The organism is Eggerthella sp. (assembly GCF_048329335.1).
Taxonomy (GTDB): domain Bacteria; phylum Actinomycetota; class Coriobacteriia; order Coriobacteriales; family Eggerthellaceae; genus Eggerthella; species Eggerthella lenta.
The window spans coordinates 1-19,817 of the sequence record NZ_DBFEGU010000468.1; the positions used below are offsets into that span (position 1 = coordinate 1).

24 protein-coding genes and 1 pseudogene are annotated in these 19,817 nt (G+C 67.0%); 5 read left to right on the forward strand and 20 right to left on the reverse strand.

Features of this window, described 5'->3' with window-relative positions; all coding sequences use genetic code 11:
* Positions 1 to 356, reverse strand: a pseudogene (locus ACMO6A_RS14405) (heavy metal translocating P-type ATPase); the annotation flags it as partial.
* A 222-nt stretch (positions 357 to 578) separates the two neighbouring features.
* On the opposite strand from ACMO6A_RS14405, the gene thrC reads away from it, so the two are divergent.
* Together thrC and ACMO6A_RS14415 are read left to right on the forward strand one after the other, a co-directional pair.
* Positions 579 to 2,132, forward strand: a complete 1,554-nt coding sequence (thrC, locus tag ACMO6A_RS14410) for a threonine synthase (protein WP_226844571.1) — start codon at positions 579 to 581, stop codon at positions 2,130 to 2,132.
* Positions 2,133 to 2,173: 41 nt separating this feature from the next.
* Entirely contained in the window at positions 2,174 to 2,518 is a 345-nt protein-coding gene (locus ACMO6A_RS14415; RefSeq protein WP_009306177.1) for a winged helix-turn-helix domain-containing protein, read from the forward strand.
* Between the two features lie 33 nt (positions 2,519 to 2,551).
* Here the strand turns inward: ACMO6A_RS14415 and ACMO6A_RS14420 are convergent, their stop codons facing one another.
* Together ACMO6A_RS14420 and ACMO6A_RS14425 are read right to left on the reverse strand one after the other, a co-directional pair.
* A complete protein-coding gene (locus ACMO6A_RS14420; RefSeq protein WP_009306176.1) occupies positions 2,552 to 3,193 on the reverse strand; it encodes a response regulator transcription factor in 642 nt (213 codons plus the stop codon).
* A complete protein-coding gene (locus ACMO6A_RS14425; RefSeq protein WP_009608067.1) occupies positions 3,190 to 4,290 on the reverse strand; it encodes a sensor histidine kinase in 1,101 nt (366 codons plus the stop codon). Before ACMO6A_RS14425 ends, ACMO6A_RS14420 begins: the two co-directional genes overlap by 4 nt.
* 195 nt (positions 4,291 to 4,485) lie before the next feature.
* On the opposite strand from ACMO6A_RS14425, the gene ACMO6A_RS14430 reads away from it, so the two are divergent.
* The 3 genes from ACMO6A_RS14430 to ACMO6A_RS14440 are packed head-to-tail and all read left to right on the forward strand — an operon-like array spanning position 4,486 to position 7,876.
* Positions 4,486 to 5,421, forward strand: a complete 936-nt coding sequence (locus tag ACMO6A_RS14430) for an ABC transporter ATP-binding protein (protein WP_009306174.1) — start codon at positions 4,486 to 4,488, stop codon at positions 5,419 to 5,421.
* 12 nt (positions 5,422 to 5,433) lie between these two features.
* The gene (locus ACMO6A_RS14435; protein WP_009306173.1) at positions 5,434 to 6,654 is read left to right on the forward strand and encodes an ABC transporter permease; all 1,221 of its coding nucleotides are present in this window, start codon (positions 5,434 to 5,436) and stop codon (positions 6,652 to 6,654) included.
* A complete protein-coding gene (locus ACMO6A_RS14440; RefSeq protein ID WP_009306172.1) occupies positions 6,641 to 7,876 on the forward strand; it encodes an ABC transporter permease in 1,236 nt (411 codons plus the stop codon). The genes ACMO6A_RS14435 and ACMO6A_RS14440 overlap by 14 nt, the downstream gene beginning before the upstream one ends.
* A gap of 106 nt (positions 7,877 to 7,982) precedes the next feature.
* Here the strand turns inward: ACMO6A_RS14440 and ACMO6A_RS14445 are convergent, their stop codons facing one another.
* From ACMO6A_RS14445 to ACMO6A_RS14525, 17 genes are all read right to left on the reverse strand, one after another.
* Complete coding sequence (locus tag ACMO6A_RS14445; protein ID WP_009306171.1) at positions 7,983 to 8,447, reverse strand: type II toxin-antitoxin system HicB family antitoxin; 465 nt, start codon at positions 8,445 to 8,447, stop codon at positions 7,983 to 7,985.
* 30 nt (positions 8,448 to 8,477) lie between these two features.
* Positions 8,478 to 8,663: a type II toxin-antitoxin system HicA family toxin gene (locus tag ACMO6A_RS14450; protein WP_009306170.1), complete on the reverse strand. Its 186-nt coding sequence runs from the start codon at positions 8,661 to 8,663 to the stop codon at positions 8,478 to 8,480.
* Between the two features lie 56 nt (positions 8,664 to 8,719).
* The gene (locus ACMO6A_RS14455) at positions 8,720 to 10,600 is read right to left on the reverse strand and encodes an InlB B-repeat-containing protein (RefSeq protein ID WP_009608183.1); all 1,881 of its coding nucleotides are present in this window, start codon (positions 10,598 to 10,600) and stop codon (positions 8,720 to 8,722) included.
* Positions 10,590 to 11,165, reverse strand: a complete 576-nt coding sequence (locus tag ACMO6A_RS14460; RefSeq protein WP_226844565.1) for a hypothetical protein — start codon at positions 11,163 to 11,165, stop codon at positions 10,590 to 10,592. The genes ACMO6A_RS14455 and ACMO6A_RS14460 overlap by 11 nt, the downstream gene beginning before the upstream one ends.
* A 10-nt stretch (positions 11,166 to 11,175) precedes the next feature.
* Positions 11,176 to 12,117 (reverse strand): type II secretion system F family protein, encoded by a 942-nt coding sequence (locus ACMO6A_RS14465; protein ID WP_009608092.1) that lies wholly within the window; start codon positions 12,115 to 12,117, stop codon positions 11,176 to 11,178.
* Positions 12,114 to 12,962 (reverse strand): type II secretion system F family protein, encoded by an 849-nt coding sequence (locus ACMO6A_RS14470; protein ID WP_231566051.1) that lies wholly within the window; start codon positions 12,960 to 12,962, stop codon positions 12,114 to 12,116. The genes ACMO6A_RS14465 and ACMO6A_RS14470 overlap by 4 nt, the downstream gene beginning before the upstream one ends.
* 85 nt (positions 12,963 to 13,047) lie before the next feature.
* Positions 13,048 to 14,367: a CpaF family protein gene (locus ACMO6A_RS14475; protein ID WP_009306166.1), complete on the reverse strand. Its 1,320-nt coding sequence runs from the start codon at positions 14,365 to 14,367 to the stop codon at positions 13,048 to 13,050.
* Complete coding sequence (gene cpaB, locus ACMO6A_RS14480; RefSeq protein ID WP_226844560.1) at positions 14,351 to 15,073, reverse strand: Flp pilus assembly protein CpaB; 723 nt, start codon at positions 15,071 to 15,073, stop codon at positions 14,351 to 14,353. Before cpaB ends, ACMO6A_RS14475 begins: the two co-directional genes overlap by 17 nt.
* 238 nt (positions 15,074 to 15,311) lie before the next feature.
* A complete protein-coding gene (locus ACMO6A_RS14485; RefSeq protein ID WP_009306164.1) occupies positions 15,312 to 15,917 on the reverse strand; it encodes a hypothetical protein in 606 nt (201 codons plus the stop codon).
* Positions 15,914 to 16,387, reverse strand: a complete 474-nt coding sequence (locus ACMO6A_RS14490; RefSeq protein ID WP_009306163.1) for a TadE/TadG family type IV pilus assembly protein — start codon at positions 16,385 to 16,387, stop codon at positions 15,914 to 15,916. Before ACMO6A_RS14490 ends, ACMO6A_RS14485 begins: the two co-directional genes overlap by 4 nt.
* Positions 16,387 to 16,860 carry a TadE/TadG family type IV pilus assembly protein gene (locus ACMO6A_RS14495; RefSeq protein WP_021410848.1) on the reverse strand — a complete coding sequence of 158 codons (474 nt, stop codon included), beginning with the start codon at positions 16,858 to 16,860 and terminating at the stop codon, positions 16,387 to 16,389. Before ACMO6A_RS14495 ends, ACMO6A_RS14490 begins: the two co-directional genes overlap by 1 nt.
* A gap of 28 nt (positions 16,861 to 16,888) precedes the next feature.
* A complete protein-coding gene (locus tag ACMO6A_RS14500) occupies positions 16,889 to 17,122 on the reverse strand; it encodes a hypothetical protein (RefSeq protein WP_009306161.1) in 234 nt (77 codons plus the stop codon).
* A gap of 21 nt (positions 17,123 to 17,143) precedes the next feature.
* Positions 17,144 to 18,046 carry a prepilin peptidase gene (locus tag ACMO6A_RS14505; protein WP_009306160.1) on the reverse strand — a complete coding sequence of 301 codons (903 nt, stop codon included), beginning with the start codon at positions 18,044 to 18,046 and terminating at the stop codon, positions 17,144 to 17,146.
* A complete protein-coding gene (locus ACMO6A_RS14510; protein ID WP_009306159.1) occupies positions 18,043 to 18,450 on the reverse strand; it encodes a hypothetical protein in 408 nt (135 codons plus the stop codon). The genes ACMO6A_RS14505 and ACMO6A_RS14510 overlap by 4 nt, the downstream gene beginning before the upstream one ends.
* Positions 18,447 to 18,821, reverse strand: coding sequence for a DUF192 domain-containing protein (locus ACMO6A_RS14515; RefSeq protein WP_009306158.1), 375 nt, complete (start codon positions 18,819 to 18,821; stop codon positions 18,447 to 18,449). The genes ACMO6A_RS14510 and ACMO6A_RS14515 overlap by 4 nt, the downstream gene beginning before the upstream one ends.
* A gap of 4 nt (positions 18,822 to 18,825) precedes the next feature.
* Positions 18,826 to 19,167, reverse strand: a complete 342-nt coding sequence (locus ACMO6A_RS14520) for a hypothetical protein (RefSeq protein WP_227111498.1) — start codon at positions 19,165 to 19,167, stop codon at positions 18,826 to 18,828.
* 110 nt (positions 19,168 to 19,277) lie between these two features.
* On the reverse strand, positions 19,278 to 19,700 hold the full coding sequence (locus ACMO6A_RS14525; protein ID WP_227101175.1) for a hypothetical protein: 423 nt from the start codon (positions 19,698 to 19,700) through the stop codon (positions 19,278 to 19,280).
* Positions 19,701 to 19,817 lie beyond the last annotated feature (117 nt).

The following is a 19,817-nucleotide window of genomic DNA, read 5'->3' on the forward strand; positions in this document are numbered from 1 at the left end:
AACGCGTACATGCTGTAGACGTAGGCCGTGGTGATGCCGAGCGCCACGAGCGTCATCATGGCGGGCTTGCGGTTGCGCACCTCGTCCGCCGCGCCGCGCAGAAACGGCCAGCCGCCGTAGACGAACAGCACCGTGGCCAGCGCGGCCACGAGCCAGTCCGAGCCGGGAAACGACAGCGTGATGGGCAGCGCGAGCCCCATCGGCGACGACAGCAGCAGGATGGGAACCGCCAGCACGAGGCTCACGAAGAACCGCCGCTTGAGGTTCACTCCGTGCATCATCATGCCGCCGGAGGAGGATCGTCGTCCTCTGTTCGCGGGCTCGCCCATCGTCTGCACCTCGCTTCCGTAACGCATACGACGCTCAGCGTACCGGGCTTCGCCGCGGCAGCGGGGCGCAGGTTGATTCGTTACGGAACGGAAGGCGCCTGGAAACCCAGGTCGAGCAAGCAGGGCGGGAACGCGGCCGCTTGCAAATTGCGTGAAGATCCTCCGCCGATTCTGCCGCCGGGACAATTCCCAGCATAGTATACTGAGACGCGATACCAGTTCGGCGGAACACGGATGAAAGTGCAGGACATGGCTCAAAACCTCTACTCCGACACGCGCGGGCAAAGCGAGCGCCCCGTCACCTTTACGGAAGCCGTCATCGACGGCCTGGCCGCGGGCGGCGGCTTGTACGTGCCCGAACGCATCCCCGAGCTTTCCCTCGACGAGATCGGAGCGCTGGCCGAGCTGCCGTACGCCCAGCGCGCGGCGCGCATCTATCGGGCGTTCGACGTGGATCTGCCCGCCGAAACCGTCGAAGCGCTTATGGCCCAGGCTTACGGCGACAACTTCGACGACGAGCGCATCTGCCCCATCACGTCGCTTTCGGCCGACACCCACGTGCTGGAGCTATGGCACGGCCCCACGAGCGCGTTCAAGGACATGGCGCTGCAGTGCCTGCCGCGTTTCTTCTCCGCAAGCGCCGCCCAGCTGCGCGAGCAGGGCAAGCTCGACCACGACTTCCTCATCCTGGTAGCCACCTCGGGAGACACGGGCAAAGCCGCGCTCGAGGGCTTCCGCGACGTGGACGGCGTGTCCATCGGCGTCATGTACCCCGACGGCGGCGTGAGCGACATCCAGTTCAAGCAGATGGCCACGCAGCGCGGGCGCAACGTGCAGGTATGGGGCGTGCGCGGAAACTTCGACGACTGCCAGACGGGCGCGAAAAACGTGTTCGGCGACGAGGCCTTTGCGAAGAAGCTGCAGGACGAGCACCGCATCGCTCTTTCCAGCGCGAACTCCATCAACTGGGGGCGCCTCATGCCCCAGATCGTGTACTACGTGTCGGCCTACGCGCAGCTGGCGGCCGACGGCAAACTGAACCTGGGCGACGAGCTGGACGTATGCGTGCCCACGGGCAACTTCGGCAACATCCTGGCCGCCTACTACGCCAAGCGCATGGGCGTGCCGCTGGGCATGCTGTACTGCGCCAGCAACGAGAACCGCGTGCTCACCGACTTCATCAACACGGGCACCTACGACATATCCGAGCGCCCCTTCGTGCTGACGCCCTCGCCGTCCATGGACATCCTCGTTTCGTCGAACCTGGAGCGTCAGCTGTTCGAGCTCACGGGACGCGACGCCGCCGCCATAGCCGGCTGGATGGCCGACCTGCGCGGGCAGCGCCGCTTCCGCGTGGACGAAGAGACCTTCGCCCGCGTGCGGGAGCTGTTCGCGTCGGACTCCATCGACAACGCCACGTGCCTGGACACCATCAAGCGCGTGTTCGAGCAGCACGGCTACCTGTTGGACCCGCACACGGCCGTGGCCTACCAGACCGCCGAGAACCTTCGGGGCGAGAACCCCGTGCTCATCGCGAGCACGGCGCACTGGGCCAAGTTCGGCGACAACGTGTACCGCGCGCTGCACGGCATCGAGCCTGGCGCGCCGCTGCCCGACGACGTGGCCGCGCTGTCGGGCTGCAAGCTGAACGAGCTGATCGCGCGCGAGACGGGCGTCGACGACATCCCCCACGGCCTGGCTGAGCTGGACGCGCTTCCCATCCGCTTCGACGAGGTCATCGACGGCGGCACGAACGACATCGAGGCGGCGGCACTGCGTTTCCTCGAGCACCTGGACGACTGACGCGCATGCATGCGCAAGCAACAAGCAAAGGACGGAATCCCATGAGCGACCTTGCGAACCTGAAGCCGACGATCAGGCTTTCCATCATGAACCCGGATGCCGAAAGCGGCTCTCTGTTCGGCCGCGGCATCGCCAGCCTGTGCCTGGGCGTGCGCGAAACCGGCTCGCTCAACGCCGCTGCCAAGGGCATGGGCATGGCCTACAGCAAGGCCTGGCGCATCATCAAGGACACCGAGGCGGCGCTCGACTTGCAGCTGCTGAACCGCGACGGCGCTCACGGCAGCGACCTGACCGAAGCCGGCAACAAGCTTTTGGATACGTACCTCGCCATCGAAGAGAAGCTGCAGAAAGAAGCCGAGGAGCTGTTCGAAGCGGCGTTCAAGTAGCCCCCGTCCCTTTGTCTCATTCCCCTGTCTCATTCAGCGGTCGCGGTAGTAGCGGACGACCAGCTGGGTGCGATTCTTCAGATCGAGCTTCTGGAGGATGGCGCTGATGTGGTTGCGCACCGTGCCCTCGCTGAGGTACAGCCTGGCGGCGATCTCCTTGTTATCGAGACCCTCGGCCACCAGCTCCACGATGGCAGATTCGCGCTCGGTGAGGCCGCTGCGCATCTCGCCGCCCGGCGCGTTCTCCGCGCATGCGGGTCCTCGACTCATAAGGACGTCCATGCGATCAAGCACCTCGCCGCCAAGCACGCTCTGACCGGCCATGACCGTGCGCAAGGCCGGCGCGATGGTGGCCACTTCCTGCTTGATGAGGTAGCCCTTCGCCCCCAGGCGCAGGGCGCGCACGATGTACTCATCGTCGGAGAACGTGGTGAGGAACACGATGCGCGCGTGCTTGTGCGCGCCCAGGATGCGCTCGGCCGCGCCGAGGCCATCGGAGCCCGGCATCTGGATGTCCATGAGCAACACGTCGGGCCGTTCGCGCTCGAACAGCTCGACCGCCTCGTCGCCGTCGGCGCCGAGCGCGCACACCTCCACGTCGTCCTGCGCTTCGAGGATGGTCTGCAGCGACATCCGAACGAACGGGTCGTCATCGACGATAAGCGTCCTGATCATGATTTCTCCTTCGACGGTTCTTTCGGCACGGTGGCGAACACGCGGAAGCCTTTGCGGTAGCCGGTGCGCAGGCGCCCGCCCAGCGAGCTCACACGCTCCTCCATCGTCTGCAAACCGATGCCGGCCTGCGCGGTCGGGACATCCACCGCCGTAGAACGTGCACCGTCGCGCGAACCGTTATCCTGCACGATGAGCTGGTAGAGAGCCGGGTATTCGATGACCGACACGTCGACGCGCGTGGCGTCGCTGTGCTTCGCCACGTTCGACAGCGCCTCGCGGACGACGGCCACCACGCCGTAGGCGACGGGAAGCGGCACATCCTGGACGTCGTACACGAGGCGCACGTCGTCCAAGCCGCAGGCGCCGATGACGCCTTCCAGACGCGCGCGTAGATCGAACGCATCGTCGTGCAGGTCGTGCACGCTTTTGCGCACCGTGTCCATGGCCTCGTGCAACGTCGCGCCCACCGATGCCAGCCCGCCGCGAACGCACTCGTCGTCGGCGTGCACCACTTGCAACGCCTCCACCTGCAGCACCGATCTTGTGAGCAGATGACCCACGTTGTCGTGTATCTCGCGGGCGATGCGGCTGCGCTCGGACAGGGTGGCCAAGCGCACCTCGTAGTCCTGCGCGGCCATGAGCTCGCGGTTCTTGTTCGCAAGCGACAGCGACGCCTCCTGCTGCTCGTCGCGCAGGGCGCGGTAGCGCTCGCGCTCCTCGCCCGCGCGTTTCGTGCGCCACGCCATGAGGCAGGCAGCCGCGCACAGCACGGCCGCGGGGACGAGCAGAACGTCCTGGGTGCGCAGCGCGGCCGCCAGCGGCATGATCCAGGACAGCCGCACGAGCCAGAACCGCTCGCCGAACAGCACGTACGCGACGACCGGCAGCAACGCGGAGAACTCCGGGACGAACAGCGCCGCCAGCTCGTACGCGCCCGCCGCCGCGAAGCGAAGCCGCGCATGCGGGTACACGTCGAAGCAGCACGCCACCACGATGGCGCACAGGAGCGCCGCGACATGCGCGCCGGAGAACGCCGCGAACGGCAAAAGCAGCAAGCACAGCGCAACGAGGATGATTTCGTCGATAACCCGATCCATGGCCATCAGTATAGCGGGCGGCAAGGCGCAGCGCGGCACGAGGACGCGACAAAATGACGAACCGGACGAGGTCCATGACAAATGTCATGGCTCCGGTTGAGACCGATGACGCCGCACACTTACGTGGAAACCGCTACAGGGGCATGATGGTGCCGACAACGAAATCGCGGAACGGAACCGCCACGAGGAGGAACCATGAACATCGTAGCCGTCGACAACTTGGTCAAGCGCTACAACGAGGTGCTGGCGCTCGATCATTTCAGCCTGCACATCGAATCGGGCGAAGTGTTCGGCCTTTTAGGACCGAACGGGTCGGGCAAGACCACCGCCATCAACTGCATCCTGCAGCTGCTGACCTACGACAAGGGCACTATCGAGTTGTTCGGCCAGACCATGCGCCCGTCCAGCTACGATTTGAAGCGCAGGATCGGCATCGTGCCGCAGAACGTGGCCGTGTTCGAGGAGCTGACCGTGCGCGAGAACATCGACTACTTCTGCGCGCTGTATGTGAACGACCGCGCGAAGCGCCGCGACCTTGTTGACGAGGCCATCGCGTTCGTCGGCCTGGAGGACTACGAGAAGTTCCGCCCGCGGAAACTCTCGGGCGGCCTGCTGCGTCGCCTGAACATCGCATGCGGCATCGCGCACAAGCCCGAGCTCATCTTCTTCGACGAGCCTACCGTGGCCGTGGACCCGCAAAGCCGCAACGCCATCCTCGAAGGCATCCAGAATATGAACCGCCAAGGCTCCACCGTGGTGTACACGAGCCACTACATGGAGGAAGTCGAGGAGATCTGCACGCGCATCATGATCATGGACCACGGCCAGGCGCTGGCCACGGGCACGAACGCCGAGCTCAAGGCCATGATCGGCACGGGCGAGAAGATCCAGATCGACGTGCCCGAGCTGGACGAAGCCACGTTGGCGCGCCTGGACGCGTTGCCCCATGTCACCCGCACGCTCTACCGCGAAGGCACGCTGGAACTGGCTTGCCAGAACGGCACGCACAACGTAAGCGACGTGCTGGCCGTGCTGCAGCGTGACGGCGCGCAGTTCGGGCGCATCTACGCCGAGCCGCCGACGCTGAACGACGTGTTCCTCGAGATCACCGGCACCGAGCTGCGCGATTAGGGGGCGGACATCATGTTCAACGTATTCAAAGGCGCACTGCTCGCGCTGGTGCGCGAGAAGAGCGTGTTCATCTGGTCGCTGGCGTTTCCCCTGATCCTGTCCACGATGTTCGTGTTCATGTTCGCGAACCTGGACGAGGCGGGGCAGTTCGAGCCCATCCCCACCGCGGTGGTGGCCGACGAGAACTACGACGCGGCGCCGGGGTTCTCGGAGATGATCGACACGCTGGCGGAGCCGGGAGCCGACCAGATGCTCGACGTGGCGCGCGTAGCCACCGAGCAGGAGGCGCGCGATCTCATGAGCGGAAACGATGCCGCAGGAGCGGGCTACTTCAACATCTCGGGCGATGGAGCGGCCGGGTATTTCACGGTTGACGCCGACGGCATGCCCACCGTGCACGTGAAGGCGGGGGTCACGCCCGACTCGCTGGACAGCGCCTACCAGTCCATCTTGAAGACCATCGGCGACGGATACGTGCGCAACGCGGCGCTCATCGAAGACGTCGCCGCCGAGAACCCCGCCGCGCTGGCCGACATGGCGGCGGTGGAAAAGCTGCTGGACGCCGGCGATCTCACCGAGAAGATCGACGTCACGCAGAACCCGCCCAAAGAATCCGTGCGCTACTTCTTCGCATTGCTGGGCATGGCGGCACTGTTCGGTGGGCAGATCGGGATGATCGCTATCTGCCGCACGCAGCCGAACCTGAGCGCGCTGGGGGCGCGGCGCGCCGTGGGAGCGCTCAGCCGCGCGAAGACGCTGACGGCGACGCTGGCCGCCAGCTGGGTGCTGACGTTCGCCTGCATCGCCATCGCGTATCTGTACATCCGGTTCGTCGCCGGCGTGGATTTCGGCGGACGAGATGCGATATGCATCGCCGTGATCGCCGCCGCGGCCTTGACGGCGACGGCGTTCGGCACGCTGCTGGGCTCGCTGCCGAAGATCGACGAAAGCGTGAAGGGCGGCATGCTGTCCGGCATCGTGTGCTTCGCCTCGCTGTTCGCCGGGCTGTACGGCTCGCCCACGATGAAGCTGGCCGATACCGTGAACGCGGCGGTGCCCGCGGCGCAGCTGGTCAACCCGGCCGTGCAGATATCCCAAGCGTTCTACAGCATCATGTACTACGACACCTACCAGCGCACGATCGAGCACATCCTGATCCTGCTGGCCATGGCTGCGGTACTGTTCGCCGCGTCGGCTCTGTTCATAAGGAGGCAGCGCTATGCAAGTCTTTAAAACCGCGATCAAGACGGTGCTGCGGCACCCGATGTACCTCATCGTGTACGCCGGCTTCCTGAGCATGATGGGCGTGTTCATCGCAAGCGGCCTGACGTTCGGCGGCACGAACGACAGCGAGTTCTCGCCGTACGAGACGAAGTTCGCCGTGATCGATCGCGACGGAAGCGCGCTGTCGGACGGGTTGGCGGCCTACTTGCGGGAGCAGGGCATCGAAGTTCCCATCGAAGACAGCCAGATGGCGTTGCAAGACGCCGTGGCCAAGGGTCAGAGCTCGTACATCCTCATCGTTCCGGAAGGGTTCGGCGACGCGTTCGTGGAAGCCGCGCGCACCGGCGACGAGCTGCCGACGCTCGAGACGGTGTACAGCTTCTACTCCACCGAGGGCAGCCTGATGGACCAGATGGTGAATTCGTACCTGGGCATCGCGGGCGCGTACGCCGGCCTCGAAGGATCGGCTTCGCAGGGCGATATCGTGCAGCACGCAGCCGAGGCCATGGCCGAATCGGCGGAAACGGACAGCGTGGAAGTGGGCGGAACCTCGTCCGAGGCGCAGCGGTTCGTGTTCTTCCTCCAATGGGGCACCTACACCCTGTTCGCCTCCATCATCGTGTGCGTCGGCGTGATGATGACCACGCTCAACCGCACCGATCTGCGCCGACGCAACCTCGTGTCGCCGCTGCCGTCCCTGTCCTACGGGCTGCAGCTGGCGGCGAGCAGCCTGCTGGTCATGACGGCGGTGTGGCTGTGGACGATCTGTTTGGGATTCACCGTGTTCCATGAGGCTACGTCGATGATCAGCGGTCCGGGGCTCGCGCTGATGGTCGCGGCGTCGTTCGTGTTCGCCACGATCCCGCTTTCGGTGGGCTACCTGCTGGGTCAGCTGGGCGTGGGAGAATTCGCCAGCAACGCCTTGGGCAACATCCTGGGCATGGTGATCTCGTTTCTGGGCGGCGCCTGGATATCGTTCGACCTGCTGGATCCGTCCGTGCAAATGCTGGCGCACTTCTCGCCCGCCTACTGGTACACGGGCGCGCTGCAAGCAGCGGCCGACATGGGCGCGGCCACGCCGGAGGCGGTGATACCCATTCTGGAGAACATGGGCGTGATGCTGCTGTTCACGGCGGCGATATTCGCGGTGGCGCTGGTGGCGGGACGGCTGCGCGTGCAGAGCTCGGAAGCCGGGGGCAATGCCGCTGCGGCGCACGCCACGCACGGGTAGGCGCACGAGCGAGGGCGGGAACCGCGTCGGTCGATGGCGAGGGCCCCGCCCTCGCCATCGGTCCGGGAGAACGTTCCTGCCTGACTGCTGGAGTCTAGCCCTCGCGCTACGAAGCCGTTTCCGCGACGCTTTCGAGGCGGTCGCTCTTGCGCGGGCGGCCCGGCTTCGGCGGGTTGTTCAGACGCTCCTTCACGCTGGAAAGGTACACGTAGTTGTCGCGGCCCTGCTTCTTGGCGGCAAGCTGGCCCGAGCAGATCATCTGGCGCACGCGGGCATCGCTCACGCCGAGCAGGTGCGCCGCCATCTTCGTGGTCAGCACGCCCCGCTCGGTATCGACGTCGACCGATAGAGCGACCAGCAGGCCTTCGTGCTCGATCGGGTACGTCGGCTTCGGCAGAGGCTTGTCGAGCTGCAGGTAGTCGTCGATGAGGAGCCAGAGGACTTCCGCAGCCATCGCGACGGCATCTTCCATGTCGTCACCGCAGGTGTAGCCGTTCTCGAAATCGACGAACTGCACGCTATAGCCGTCCAACTCGTTCTCCGTGAAAATCGCAGGATACATGTAACGCATGGTTCGTCCTCTCTCGCGCTTTTTCACACCTCAGCGCCACCGAGCGGTTTTGCGGATGCTCTCCCATAATCCCTTCGGCAGCTCTTTCCGACGAAGCGGCAGCATGATCGTTCGGTCTCCCCGCTTCAGCTTCCGATGAGAGCCTTTGCCTCCTCCGACGTCCTGCCAGCCCTCTCTGAGCAGTCGACGATATATCTCGAACGGTTTCGGCGGCATGCGATCTGCTCCTCTCGAACTATAACTCCAACGTTAGTATTACGCAAGCGTAAGGTTTAGGAAAGCGCGATGCCGTCGTACACGGGAACCGACCATTGCAGGTACGCAACAGTGTTGCCGGTGATGCGGGCCGATCGGGCGGGAGCGCCCTCGCCTGCGGCCGTCGGGTAGGCGCCCGCCTCGCACGTTGCCTCGCGCATGCGGTCGTGCTGCTGGAACCACACGCTGCTCCCCCGATCGAACGAAAGGCGATCGCCGTAGAACAGCTCGCGCGACGGAGGCGGCTCTATGCGGGCGAGCGGCTCGAGCCGCGCCTCGTCAGCGAAAAGCTCTCGGTCGGCGAACAACGCGACGGTGCGATCGGTCAGGGCGTACGAAACCGTCACGCGGTTGCGTCCGTACAGCGAGAGACCCGCCTCGGGCACGATCGAGCCTTCGGCGAAGGGCCGGGTGCACGCGGCGTCGAGGTACCAGCCGTCGAAACCCGCGCAATCGGCCTTCGTCGCCTGGGCCGTCGCCTGGCTGTTCGACCGATACGCGCATCCCGCCTCGACTGACTCCGAGAACACCGCCCCGTCGGCTCCGTCGGCGTAGTAGGCGATGCGCGCATACGGCTGCCATCGCGCATAGTAGGTCGTGCTCGACGCGACGGAAACCCGATCGCCCGTCTTGCCGATCAACGACCCGCCCGAAGGAGCGTCGTACCACCCCTTGAACGTGCAATCGGATTTCGTCCCCGGATCGGGAAGCTCGACGTAACCCTCGTCCCATTGCGCGTAGAGGTTCGTCGTTCCCGTCGTCGCGCGAAGGTTCTTGACGGAGGCCTTGTTCCCGTACGACGAGCCGGTTCCGTCGGCACGCTCGTTCCATGACTTCCAGCCCCAAGTGCAGTCCAGCCGCTTCACGCCTGCCGAGCCTCCCTGCGCGTCGCAGGTGAGCGTGTAGCTGCGTCGGAAACCGTTCGCCGTGAGAGAGCGCGCCGCGTCGTACACGTGCGACGACGACGCGGTGCTGCCGCCCGTCGCGCCGTTGCCGTTGTAGGACACGGTGTAGGATATCGGCTTCCACACTGCGTACAGCGGGATGATGTTCGACCCCGAAGGCGACGGCTGCCCAGCAGCCTCGTCGCGGAAGAACGCCGTCGGGCTGCTTCCCGCCCAATCGTGCGGGATGTTGCTGCACTGCAGAAGGTTCCAGTCTTCGTATCCAATCTTCTGGCCGGGTGCGATGTTCACCGCGCCGTTTTTCGTCGTCGACCACCCCTCGAACGTGTAACCCGTCCTTGTGGGCTTCTGCGACGAGATGTTCGCCGTGGTGCCGATGTACTTGTAGTGCGCAGCCGGCGCGCCGCTTCCGCCGTTCGCGTCGTACTGTATTTTGACGCGCGGCCAGAAATCAACGGACCCGTAGCAATTCAAGCCGTAGTCCGTATTCAGAAGGTATACATGGCAGTACATGAGCGCATCGAACCCGCCGTGCTTCGATATGACGGAGCCTCCCCATCCGTAACCGTAGGTGGCGATGCACCCGAACCCGTTGCCGTTGCCGCTGCCGTCGAGCTTGCCGCTTCCCATCACGGCGCCCGCTCGCGTCCAGCGACCGTTGTCGCCGGTGTACCAGACAAGGTCGTCCTGACCGTTCGCGGCGCTCCATACGGCGAACCGATACGCCTCGATGCGAGAATGGATGCCGCCGGGGGCGTTCCAACTGGGCATGTCGAAGCGCGGTCCGATGGGATCGGAGCCGATGAGCTCGAGGTAGTTCGCTGATGCGTCCGCTCTGATCCAAGCTCGATTGTAGATGGTCTTTGTATCCGTGGTCCTATACGAGTACGCGAACGCCTCGCCCGTCTCCAGGGCGGCGAGGCCGAAGCTGGCTCCCAAAAGCACGGCGGCGGCCAACAGCGTGCGCACCACGCGATGCACCTCACGCTTCATGGTCCGCCTCCCCGCTCTTCCGCTCCAAAGCGCGCTCGAACGCCGCGTTCGCATCGTCCTCGAAGACGAAGCTGCAATCGGCGACGGCGCGCAACTCGTCCTCGGACAGGTCGCGCGCGTCGATCGCCGCGTACGCGATCTCGAGATCGTCGGCTGCGGAAGAGCCCTCGCCGTAGTCGCGCGCGACCGCATCGCCTGCGGCGAGCACGGTGCCGTCGCGCAACATGAGCGACGGGAGCTGCGGGACGATCTCGTACGAACCCGCGCCGAGGTAGGCGGTCTGCACGCCCGACCCCTCGAACACGAGTTGCTCGTCGCAGGTCGCCCCGTCGATCTGCGTACCCGACACGAACACTCCCAGCCCGGTGTTCTCGGACGACCAGCCGTCGCATCGCAAGTTAACCTTCAGTTCGATCGCAGCTCCGTCGACGCCTACGGCATCGACGGAGCGCCCGCACGCCCTCCAGCCGAAGAACGCGACGGACGCCACCACGACCGCAACGACGGCCGCGATGCCGCAGACGACCCGCCTTTCAGGATCCATCCCTTTGTTCGCTCGTCTCACGAAAGCCCCCTCATCCCATCGAATCGTTCAAGAAGTTCAGCAGATTGACCACCGTCGGAACCACGACGAGCGCGACCGTGGGCGGCAGAAAGCACAGCGACAGCACGATATCGAGCTTCGTCGGCATCTTGCGGATGCGCTCCATCGCCTCCGCTTGCGCCGTCTCGCGCGCCAGCGCCGCTTGGACAGCTAGACCCTCCGTCAAGGACGACCCCTGGCTGACCGCCTGCATCAGCTGGGCGGTGAATGCGCTGACGTCCTGGCTGCGGCACCGCTGCCCCAGGTGCTCAAGCGCCTCCTCGCGCGAACGGCCCAGCAGGTTCACCTCCCTGTCGACGAGCGAGAATTCCCGTGCCAGGGGGCCGTCCATGCTTTCCGCGACCTCGCGGAAGCATTGCTCGATCGGAGAGCCTGCCGCGATGGCGATGCCGAGCAGCTCCATCGCGTCGGGCAACGCGAGTTCGATCGCCCTCCTTCGGTTGCGCTCCCTTCGCGATAGCGCCCAGGACGGAGCCATCCAGCCGCATGCCGCGCAGCAAGCTGCCGCGCCCGCGAACGCGGGCGGTTCGAAGCCCATGCCCGCGGCGGCGACCCCTGCAAGCCCCGCGCATCCCAACGCGGACACGACACGGATGCTCCTCCATGTTTCCGGTTCAAGCTCCACGCCCGCCCTGCTCAAACGATCGCGGCTCGATTCGACGTCGGCGCGCGTGAGCGGAACGCGTTTATCGAGAAACGCAGCGAACGCACCGAAAGCCTCGGTTGCACGACGGCGCCGCGACGCGCCGCCCGCACGGTGGCCATCCTTCGAGGCGCTCGCCGACGATGGCGCGACGACGTCGCGACGCGCGGGAGCCGCGTAGCGCACGAACGCTTCGTAAGCGGCGAGCCCGCCTATCGCCCCCAGAACGAGCATCGCGCAAACCGCCGCGCCCGCTCCGCCCGCGATCACCTTCGGCTCCGATCCATCGCCGTGATGCGCTGGCAGGCGAACAGCCCGAACGCCTCCGAGCACCCCGCGACACCCAGCACGATCCAACCAAGCGGCTGTTCCCGATAGAACTGCGAGAAGTCGGCATTCGTCGCGAACATGATGAAAAAGATCGCCGGCATGGCGAGCGCGACGAACCATTTCGCCAAGCGCGTGCCCGCAAGCTCGGTCTTCAGTTCGCGCGACGTGCGCAGCCGCGCTGCAGCATGCGCGGCGATCAGGTCGAGCACGGGCGCGACCGCACCGCCGAACCGCTGCTGAATCCTGACGGCTGCGGCGAGCGAGCGCACGTCGGGGCTGTCGGTTCGGCGCGCCATGCGCTCGAACGCCATCGCGAGCGTCGTCCCGTACGCCGTGTCGGCCAGCACGCGGGCGAGCTCTTCGCGAAGCGGGTCCTCGACGTGCGACGCGGCCGTGCGCAGCGCGCGCTCGAGCGTGAGCGAGCTGCGCACGCTGGCCGCGATCTGGGGAAGCGCGCGGGCGAGCTGCCGGTCGAGCAGCTCCCTGCGCCGTAAGCGCCGCACATGCAGCCGCACGCCCGCCGTCGCGAGGGCCGCAGCGCCGACGACCGCCCCGATCCCCGGATCTCCCGTCAACGCCGCGGCAAGCGAAAGCGAGACGAAGGCGATAGCCGCGACGCCCGCCGCCCAGTTCGCAGCCGGTGTCTCGACCCCCGCTTCATGCAGCGCGCGGGCGAGCCTCGGAAGCTTCGGCTTCTTCCGTTCCGTCGCGGCGGCTTCGCCCGCTTCGTAGAGACCGCGATCGCTCAGCACCCGACCGCGATACGCCGCGCGCTCCTGCCGCACGAGCGCGTACGCCCAAGCGCCTGCTGCAGCGCATGCCGCCACCAGCGCCCAAGGCAACACGAGTCCTATCATGCTTCAGCCCTCCTCATCGATCGAAAAACCAAGCGGGGTCGTACCATACGCCCGATGCGCGCATGCGCTCCTTGATGCGCTGGGGCTGCACGCCGCACGCGCGCCACTCGCCCGCGACGGCGCCGTACGCATCGACGCCCTCGACGTCGAAAACGAACAGCTCGGCACGCGGGATGACGAGGCTCCCTTCGGGAAGCGGATCGATCGCCACGATGCTGGTCACTCGGCGGGCCCCGTCTTGCATGCGTTCGACGTGCACGACGAGGCCGCCCTGCAACGACTCGGCAATCTGCTGGACGATGACGTCGCGGCTGAGGTCGCCGTCGGCGTAGCCCACCATCGTACGCAAACGGCTGATGGCGTTTCCCGGATCGTTGGCATGCACCGTCGTCATCGAGCCCGGATGATCGGTCTGCATCGCCTGCAGCATGTCGTACGCCTCCGCGCCGCGGCACTCGCCGACGATGATGCGATCGGGACGACGACGCAGCGACAACGCCACCAGCTCGCGCATGCTCACCGATCCCTCGCCCTCCGTGTTCGCCTCGCGCGTCTGCATCCGCTCCACATGCGGCGTTTGCAGGCGCAGCTCGGGCGTGTCCTCGATGGTGATCACCCGCTCGTCGGGAGGGATGAACCCAGAGAGAGCGCCCAAGAGGGTGGTCTTGCCCGATCCGGTGCCTCCCGATATCACAAGCGGGCAGCGCGCCTGCACCGCCGCGCGAAGGAACTGCGCCATCCCGTCGGTCAGCATACCCATGCGCACGAGATCCTCCATGCCCAGCATGCTCGACGAGAACGTGCGCACGTTGAGCGCCGGCCCGTCCGGCGCGATAGGCGGCACCACGTAGGTGGCGCGCGCCCGGCCTCCCGGCAGCATCGCGCAGCCCATGGCGTGCGCGTCGTCGCATCGCTTGCCCGACTGTTCGGCGATCTTGTTGATGATGCGACGCACGTGCTCCGCATCGTCGAACTCCACATCGGGACGGTACTCGATGCGCCCGGCACGCTCCACGTACACGATGGGGGCGCGAAAAGGCAGCGCCGGATCGTCCAGATCGATGCCGCCGCCGTTGACCATGATCTCGGTGACGGATTCGTCCTCCAGCAGTCGCTGGAGCGGCCCGTAGCGGAGAAAGTCGTCGATCATCGCACTCGCAAGCCCCTCGAACTCGTACGGGGGTAGCGAAATGCCCGACTCGCTCGCAATCTCCTCCACGAGCCGGCGGATGAGCGCCTCGACCGCGTCAGAGCCGACGGCATCGCCGCGCAACCGCACGGCCGCCTCGTCGCGCACGGCTCTCTTGAGCGCGCGCTCAGTCGTCCTGTCCATCGGCGCCCACCTCCTCGAACGCATCGTCGGCAGCCACGAGAACGAGGCTGACCCTCCCTGCGAACTGGGCTTCGCGCACCGCGTCAGCTTCCTCGGGCGACACTTCCACCGTGACGGAGGCGGAACCGCTCTGCACGCCGGTTGCATCGTCGCCCACCGCAACGACGCGGGCACGCTCGCACACCGTCTCGAGGAACGCCTCGCCCGCCGACGCGCCCTCCGCAGACACGATGCGCACCGTGTCGTAGGGCCGCACGTGGCCCGCGAGCCCGGTCTCCACGTCCACCGCGAGCGTCACCGCCTGCAAGCCCGCTCCCAGCTCGGCCGAGAGGCGATCGCCTCCCATCCCCGTCACGAACGACGAGGACAGCTGCGTTCCCGCCGGGATATCGACGATCGCACGCCCTCCCGCAGCGAGCCCCTCGGCATCGAGCGCCTCGCCGCCGAGCGCCGAAGCCGCCCGGTACGTCGCGGGAACGTCCTGCACGGTAACGGCCTCGGCCGTGATAGCGTCGCCCGCGCGGATGTCCGCGGCAGCCACCAGCGTGGGGAGCGCGCCGGCCGTGGCGTGCTCCACCGCCGCGCGCGACGCGGCGGCGGACCATACGCCGTACGAAACCGACACCGCCGTCAACGCTACCGAGGCGGCGACGATCGTCGCCAGCCGTTTGACCCGGACGGTATCCCCTTTCCGCGGCTTGGGCATCGCAGGCTTCGCGCGATCCGCCGCTGCAGCCGGCATCGACGCTGCAGCCGACGCGCCTCCCCGAGGCGTCCCGTATCCCGTTCGGCCTCCTCCGACGCTTCCAGCCGCCGGGCCTTCGTCCGTTTCACGCCGCGAAGCCCGCGCTGCGAAGCCTCCGCCCCACGCCGTCGCATCACCGCCGTTGCCGCCCATCACCATAATCGGTTCCTCTCTCTCGTTTCCGCCGGATCGAACCGGCCTATTTCCCGCTCTCGGCCAACGTCGCCCGCGCCGCTTCGGCAAGCTCCGCCGGAAAGGCGTCGAGCGAGTTCAGCGCCTCGTACGTCCATGAGTCCGCAGTCGCTCCCGCCGGGTAGTCGTATCGTCCGCAGCGCCTCGTTTCCGGCCGCCACACCTTTTCCCCGGCATAGGGCATCGCCGTCAGCACCCGGTACGACGCCACCGGCAGCCCTTCGATGCCGTACCCGCGCGCGAACACCGTGGGCGACTCCTCCTCGAACTGCATCCCGACGACCCAGTGGCGCTCCGTCGAAGAGGCTCTCGCCTCCGGCGTTTCGTAGAACCACACGGACGCCTTCCCCTCGAACCCCGCATCGCGCGCGGTGCGGACGACGCGGTCGGCCACCATGCGGCCCGGATCGTCCGCGTTTTTCGCCACGAGCGCGAACGATGCGTCCATGCAGGCTGCCCGCGCCGCATCGAGCGCGTTCTCTTGGCGCGCCTTCGCCGCGTAGGCGATGCCCTGATCGACGGAGAACGCCAACACGGCGAACAGCGCGAGAGCCGCCACAAGAACGAGCGGCAGCGCGGATCCGCGCTCGTCCCGACGATCACTTGCGTTCATAGCCCCTCCTGCCTGATCTCTATCGCACGCCCATCCACGAACGAGCAGCGCACGTGACGCTTCAGCACGCGGCCCGCCAGACCGGGCAGATCGGCGACGGCGGGCAGCAGATAGCTCACGTCGTACGATGCCTCGATCACCGTGGACTGCTCTTCGATGGCTCCTCCGTCGCGCACGGGCTGCTCCCGCTTCGTCCGCTCGCTCGTCCAGCTGACGTGCTCCACATGCAGGCGAGCGGGGTCGAGCTGGGTCGACGCGCCCAGGATGCCCTCTTCGATGAACCGCTCCTTGTTCGCCGCCAGCTCGAACCCCGCGGCATCGAGCTGGCGGCACGCGCGCGTGATCTCGGACGACAGCTGGCTGGCCGCAAGCGTCATGCCCGCAAGCTGCACGATCGAGAACACCACCGCCAACAGCAGCGGCAGCACGATCACGAACTGGACCACTTCGCTTCCCCGCTCGCCCCTCATCACCACGCGCCTCCTTCCACCGTTGCGTCGGCCGCGCCGCGAACCTGGGCGCGGAACGCGAACCGACCGGATCCCTCGCCTCCGCTCGACAGCCCCGCGCCGAGCGGCGTGAGGTACGCGCCCTCGAGCACGAGCGAGACCTCGACCGGCCGCGATCGGGCGAACGACGTTCGTTCGTCGTACGCATCCGTCCTCTCGTTGTAGAACCGATGCTCGTAAGGGCGATCCTCGAACTCGCCATAGCGAACCGAGACGTCCAGATGCAGATCGTCGCGGTCGAGCGCCGGCGCCGCAGCGAAAGCCGCCTCGCGCAGCTGTGATTCCGCGACATCGCCCGCAGGATGACCCGATGCCGCCTCGCATACCGCATGCGCTGCGTCGTCGAGCGCCATGGACAGGAACACAGAGCGCCCCAGATCGACCACTGCGAACAGGAACAGGAGCAGCAGGGGCAGCGCGATGACGAACGCCACGACGCTGCCGCCCCGTTCCGAGCGTCCTTTACGCCGCACCGGACGTGATCTTCGAGAACATGTCGGTCACCGAGGTTCCCGCTTTCGTGATGGCGGTTTGGATGTTGCCCTGCAGCAACAGCAGCGCAGCCCCCAAACCCACCGCGAACCCCAGCACGATGACCGTCTGCACGATCTCGGAACCGCCGTCCTCCTCGCCCACGACGAGCAACGCCCTGACCTTGTCCAATCTCGATGCCGTGTTTTTCTTGATCATGTTCATGCTCAACTCCTTTTCATCGATTCATCCCATACCGTGCAGGCACGCGCACGCGCCTCCGACCAGCCATGCCGCAAGAAACGGCGCCATCGGGATGCCGCTTCTCCACGAGAGCTTTCCCGCGGCGATGCCCGCCAGCGAGAACGCCGCCGCGCCGCCATAGCAAAGCGCCGCTCCCAGCGGCGTCGCGACGCCGCTGGCAAGCGAAAGCGCCGCCATGCACCGCACGTCGCCGTAGCCCACGGGCGTGCGCCCCGTCCTTCCGAACAGCCGGTTCAGCGCGAGGCAGCACAGCACCGCGAACACGGCGAAGGCGCAACCGGCCAGCACGCCCTCAAGCCCCGCGGTCGACGCCTGGAAGACGACGCCCGCCGCCGCGAGGGCCGCGCACGCCTCGAGCGGCACGATCCTCGCCTGCAGATCGCATATCACGGCCGCAGCCATGGCCGTCGCCGCTACCGCCAACGCCGCCGCGACCAGAGGCGAACCTGCGCACCACGCGACGGCGCAGCCGAACACCGTTCCGACGAGGGCGCCAAGGCAGCGATGCCATCGTTTCGCTCGAAACGAGCAGCGCGCTTCCTGATCGGCCTCGCTGCGCGAAGGCTCGGACGCGCCAGCCGCGCATCCCGCCTCGATCAGCGCCTGCAGCCGCTCGCGGGGAAGGCTCCCCGCCTGGGCGTCGCGCAGCGCCTGAGCCCGCCACAGGCCGAGCGACCCCTCGGCTCCCGCCGCGCGCGGCGAAGGCTCCCGGAGAGGATGCGCCTGCTTGAACGCCCGATAGGCGTCGAGCGAATCCCACCACCACGAGCGAGCGCGGCGATAGGCGCGTCCCAGGAGCACGGAAGCCGACCATGGCACGAAGAACGCGCCGATCAGCCCGCCCGCGCATCCGGCCGCGAGGACGAGCGCGATCGGGGCCGTCACGAGCGGCCTGCCGCGCTCGCCGACGCGTGGTTCTCCGACGGCGCATCGCGCGCATGGGTGCCGCGCGGAACCCGCCGCCCGCCGTCGCCAGCCCCTCCCGCCTCGTCGCTCGGCTGGAACCGCACGACCACTCCGCCTTCCCGACCGTCCGCTTCCATCACGGGCGCATATCCCGGCAACTCGAACCGAACGGTCCACCCCGCCCCGTCGCGCGGCGGCGCTTTCGGCTCAGCGGGAGCCGCCTTGGGACGAAGCGTCGGACAGTGCCCCGTTCCAGGCGACGACGGCATCGTCGGCATCGCGACGTTCGGACGAACGGGCTCCTCCTCGTAGCGATGCAGGCAGCCGAAGCACACCTCGGCGTCGTCGAACGCGCGAGCCCCGCAAGTCGGACACGTTTTCATTTCCGATCTCCTTTCATGCAAACCACTCCCACGCGATCGCCCGCCGTGAACCACGGGGTCGCGCAGGACGAGAACCTCTCCACAACCGCCTCTGCGCTTTTGTTGCGCAGCCTCCGGCACGGCCCCACGTCGCGATGGGCTTCGAGCACCAGCCCCTGCGCGTCGACGAACGCGATGTCGAGGCGATGGCGCATGCCCGCCGTGTGCACGTCGTTGCACGGCGCGAGCAGCAGCGCCCCGGCATGCTCGGGCGAGAACAGCAGCCCCTTCGCCTTGCGGCGAAAGCGTGCGGCTATCAGCAACGGCCGCCCAACGCGCGCGTCCCCTTCGGGACCAGACGCACCGAGCGACGGATCTTTCGGTTCCACCATGACGTCACGCTCCTTCCTCCATCGTGTAGCGCACGACGACGCTGGTCGATCCGCCTGCGTCCACGCAGGCGACGAACATCCATCGATACCGGCCGTCATCCTTCACGAACGACTCGCTTCCTTCGTTTCCGCTGCGCACCCCGCTCCATCCTTTGGCGAGCAACTCCCCCTCGATCGCAGCGAGCGCGTCCGCAACGTCGTCCGAGCGGGTGAAGCCCAGCACGCCGCTGCGCTCGTCGACCCGCACGTCCTGTCGTCCTTCGAGCCGCAACGCTTCGTCCTCGAAGCCCGCAGGAGGACCGGCGCCGCTCGATTCGGCCGTCGTCCGCATCGCTTCGTGTAGCACGCTCGGCCGATCTGCTTGCGCGAACGCGAGCGCCAGCGCGCACCCCGCAACGAGCGCAGCCACGACCGCCCAAGCGCGCCTGCGGCGACGGGCGCCTACCGTCGACCCGCTCACAGCAGCACCCCCGGCTTGTAGCAGTCGACCGCGATGCTGACCGCATGCGTCAGCGGCGGCAGGGGGATCCCGAACACCGTCGAGCGCAACCCCAGGCCGAACAGCGTGGGCATGTACTCCAAGGTGCCCGTGAAGCGCGTATGGCCCCCCGAAACCCCCTCCGCCGACACGCGCACCGCCTCGTTCTCCGCATCGAACGCGGCAGACAGCGCCGTCTGCACCAGGGCGCTGCTCTGCTCGATACCCTGGCCCGCGGCAGGCGACGTCGCATGCACGCGCACCGCGTCGCGGAAGACGTTGTCGAACGCGGCGCATTCCGAGAAGAACGCGAGCGCGTTCACCGCGATGACCGCGACGATGATCAGCACCGGAAACGCCGCCGCAAGCTCGACCGTCATCTGGCCCCGTTCGTCGCGCATCCGCATCACTCCCATACCCGCACCCCCGTCACCTGCGCGTACACGCCGCGCAATCCGTCAGCCGCCCTTTGCACCAGGTCGGCAGCAGCGTCCTTCGCCGCCTGCGGCAACGCGACC

Bases quoted from the DNA above. Each gene is read 5' to 3' on its own strand.
- thrC (WP_226844571.1), top strand. From the start codon at position 579: ATGGCTCAAAACCTCTACTCCGACACGCGCGGGCAAAGCGAGCGCCCC.
- ACMO6A_RS14415 (WP_009306177.1), top strand. From the start codon at position 2,174: ATGAGCGACCTTGCGAACCTGAAGCCGACGATCAGGCTTTCCATCATG.
- ACMO6A_RS14420 (WP_009306176.1), bottom strand. From the start codon at position 3,193: ATGATCAGGACGCTTATCGTCGATGACGACCCGTTCGTTCGGATGTCG.
- ACMO6A_RS14425 (WP_009608067.1), bottom strand. From the start codon at position 4,290: ATGGATCGGGTTATCGACGAAATCATCCTCGTTGCGCTGTGCTTGCTG.
- ACMO6A_RS14430 (WP_009306174.1), top strand. From the start codon at position 4,486: ATGAACATCGTAGCCGTCGACAACTTGGTCAAGCGCTACAACGAGGTG.
- ACMO6A_RS14435 (WP_009306173.1), top strand. From the start codon at position 5,434: ATGTTCAACGTATTCAAAGGCGCACTGCTCGCGCTGGTGCGCGAGAAG.
- ACMO6A_RS14440 (WP_009306172.1), top strand. From the start codon at position 6,641: ATGCAAGTCTTTAAAACCGCGATCAAGACGGTGCTGCGGCACCCGATG.
- ACMO6A_RS14445 (WP_009306171.1), bottom strand. From the start codon at position 8,447: ATGCGTTACATGTATCCTGCGATTTTCACGGAGAACGAGTTGGACGGC.
- ACMO6A_RS14450 (WP_009306170.1), bottom strand. From the start codon at position 8,663: ATGCCGCCGAAACCGTTCGAGATATATCGTCGACTGCTCAGAGAGGGC.
- ACMO6A_RS14455 (WP_009608183.1), bottom strand. From the start codon at position 10,600: ATGAAGCGTGAGGTGCATCGCGTGGTGCGCACGCTGTTGGCCGCCGCC.
- ACMO6A_RS14475 (WP_009306166.1), bottom strand. From the start codon at position 14,367: ATGGACAGGACGACTGAGCGCGCGCTCAAGAGAGCCGTGCGCGACGAG.
- cpaB (WP_226844560.1), bottom strand. From the start codon at position 15,073: ATGCCCAAGCCGCGGAAAGGGGATACCGTCCGGGTCAAACGGCTGGCG.
- ACMO6A_RS14485 (WP_009306164.1), bottom strand. From the start codon at position 15,917: ATGAACGCAAGTGATCGTCGGGACGAGCGCGGATCCGCGCTGCCGCTC.
- ACMO6A_RS14490 (WP_009306163.1), bottom strand. From the start codon at position 16,387: ATGAGGGGCGAGCGGGGAAGCGAAGTGGTCCAGTTCGTGATCGTGCTG.
- ACMO6A_RS14500 (WP_009306161.1), bottom strand. From the start codon at position 17,122: ATGAACATGATCAAGAAAAACACGGCATCGAGATTGGACAAGGTCAGG.
- ACMO6A_RS14510 (WP_009306159.1), bottom strand. From the start codon at position 18,450: ATGAAAACGTGTCCGACTTGCGGGGCTCGCGCGTTCGACGACGCCGAG.
- ACMO6A_RS14515 (WP_009306158.1), bottom strand. From the start codon at position 18,821: ATGGTGGAACCGAAAGATCCGTCGCTCGGTGCGTCTGGTCCCGAAGGG.
- ACMO6A_RS14525 (WP_227101175.1), bottom strand. From the start codon at position 19,700: ATGCGCGACGAACGGGGCCAGATGACGGTCGAGCTTGCGGCGGCGTTT.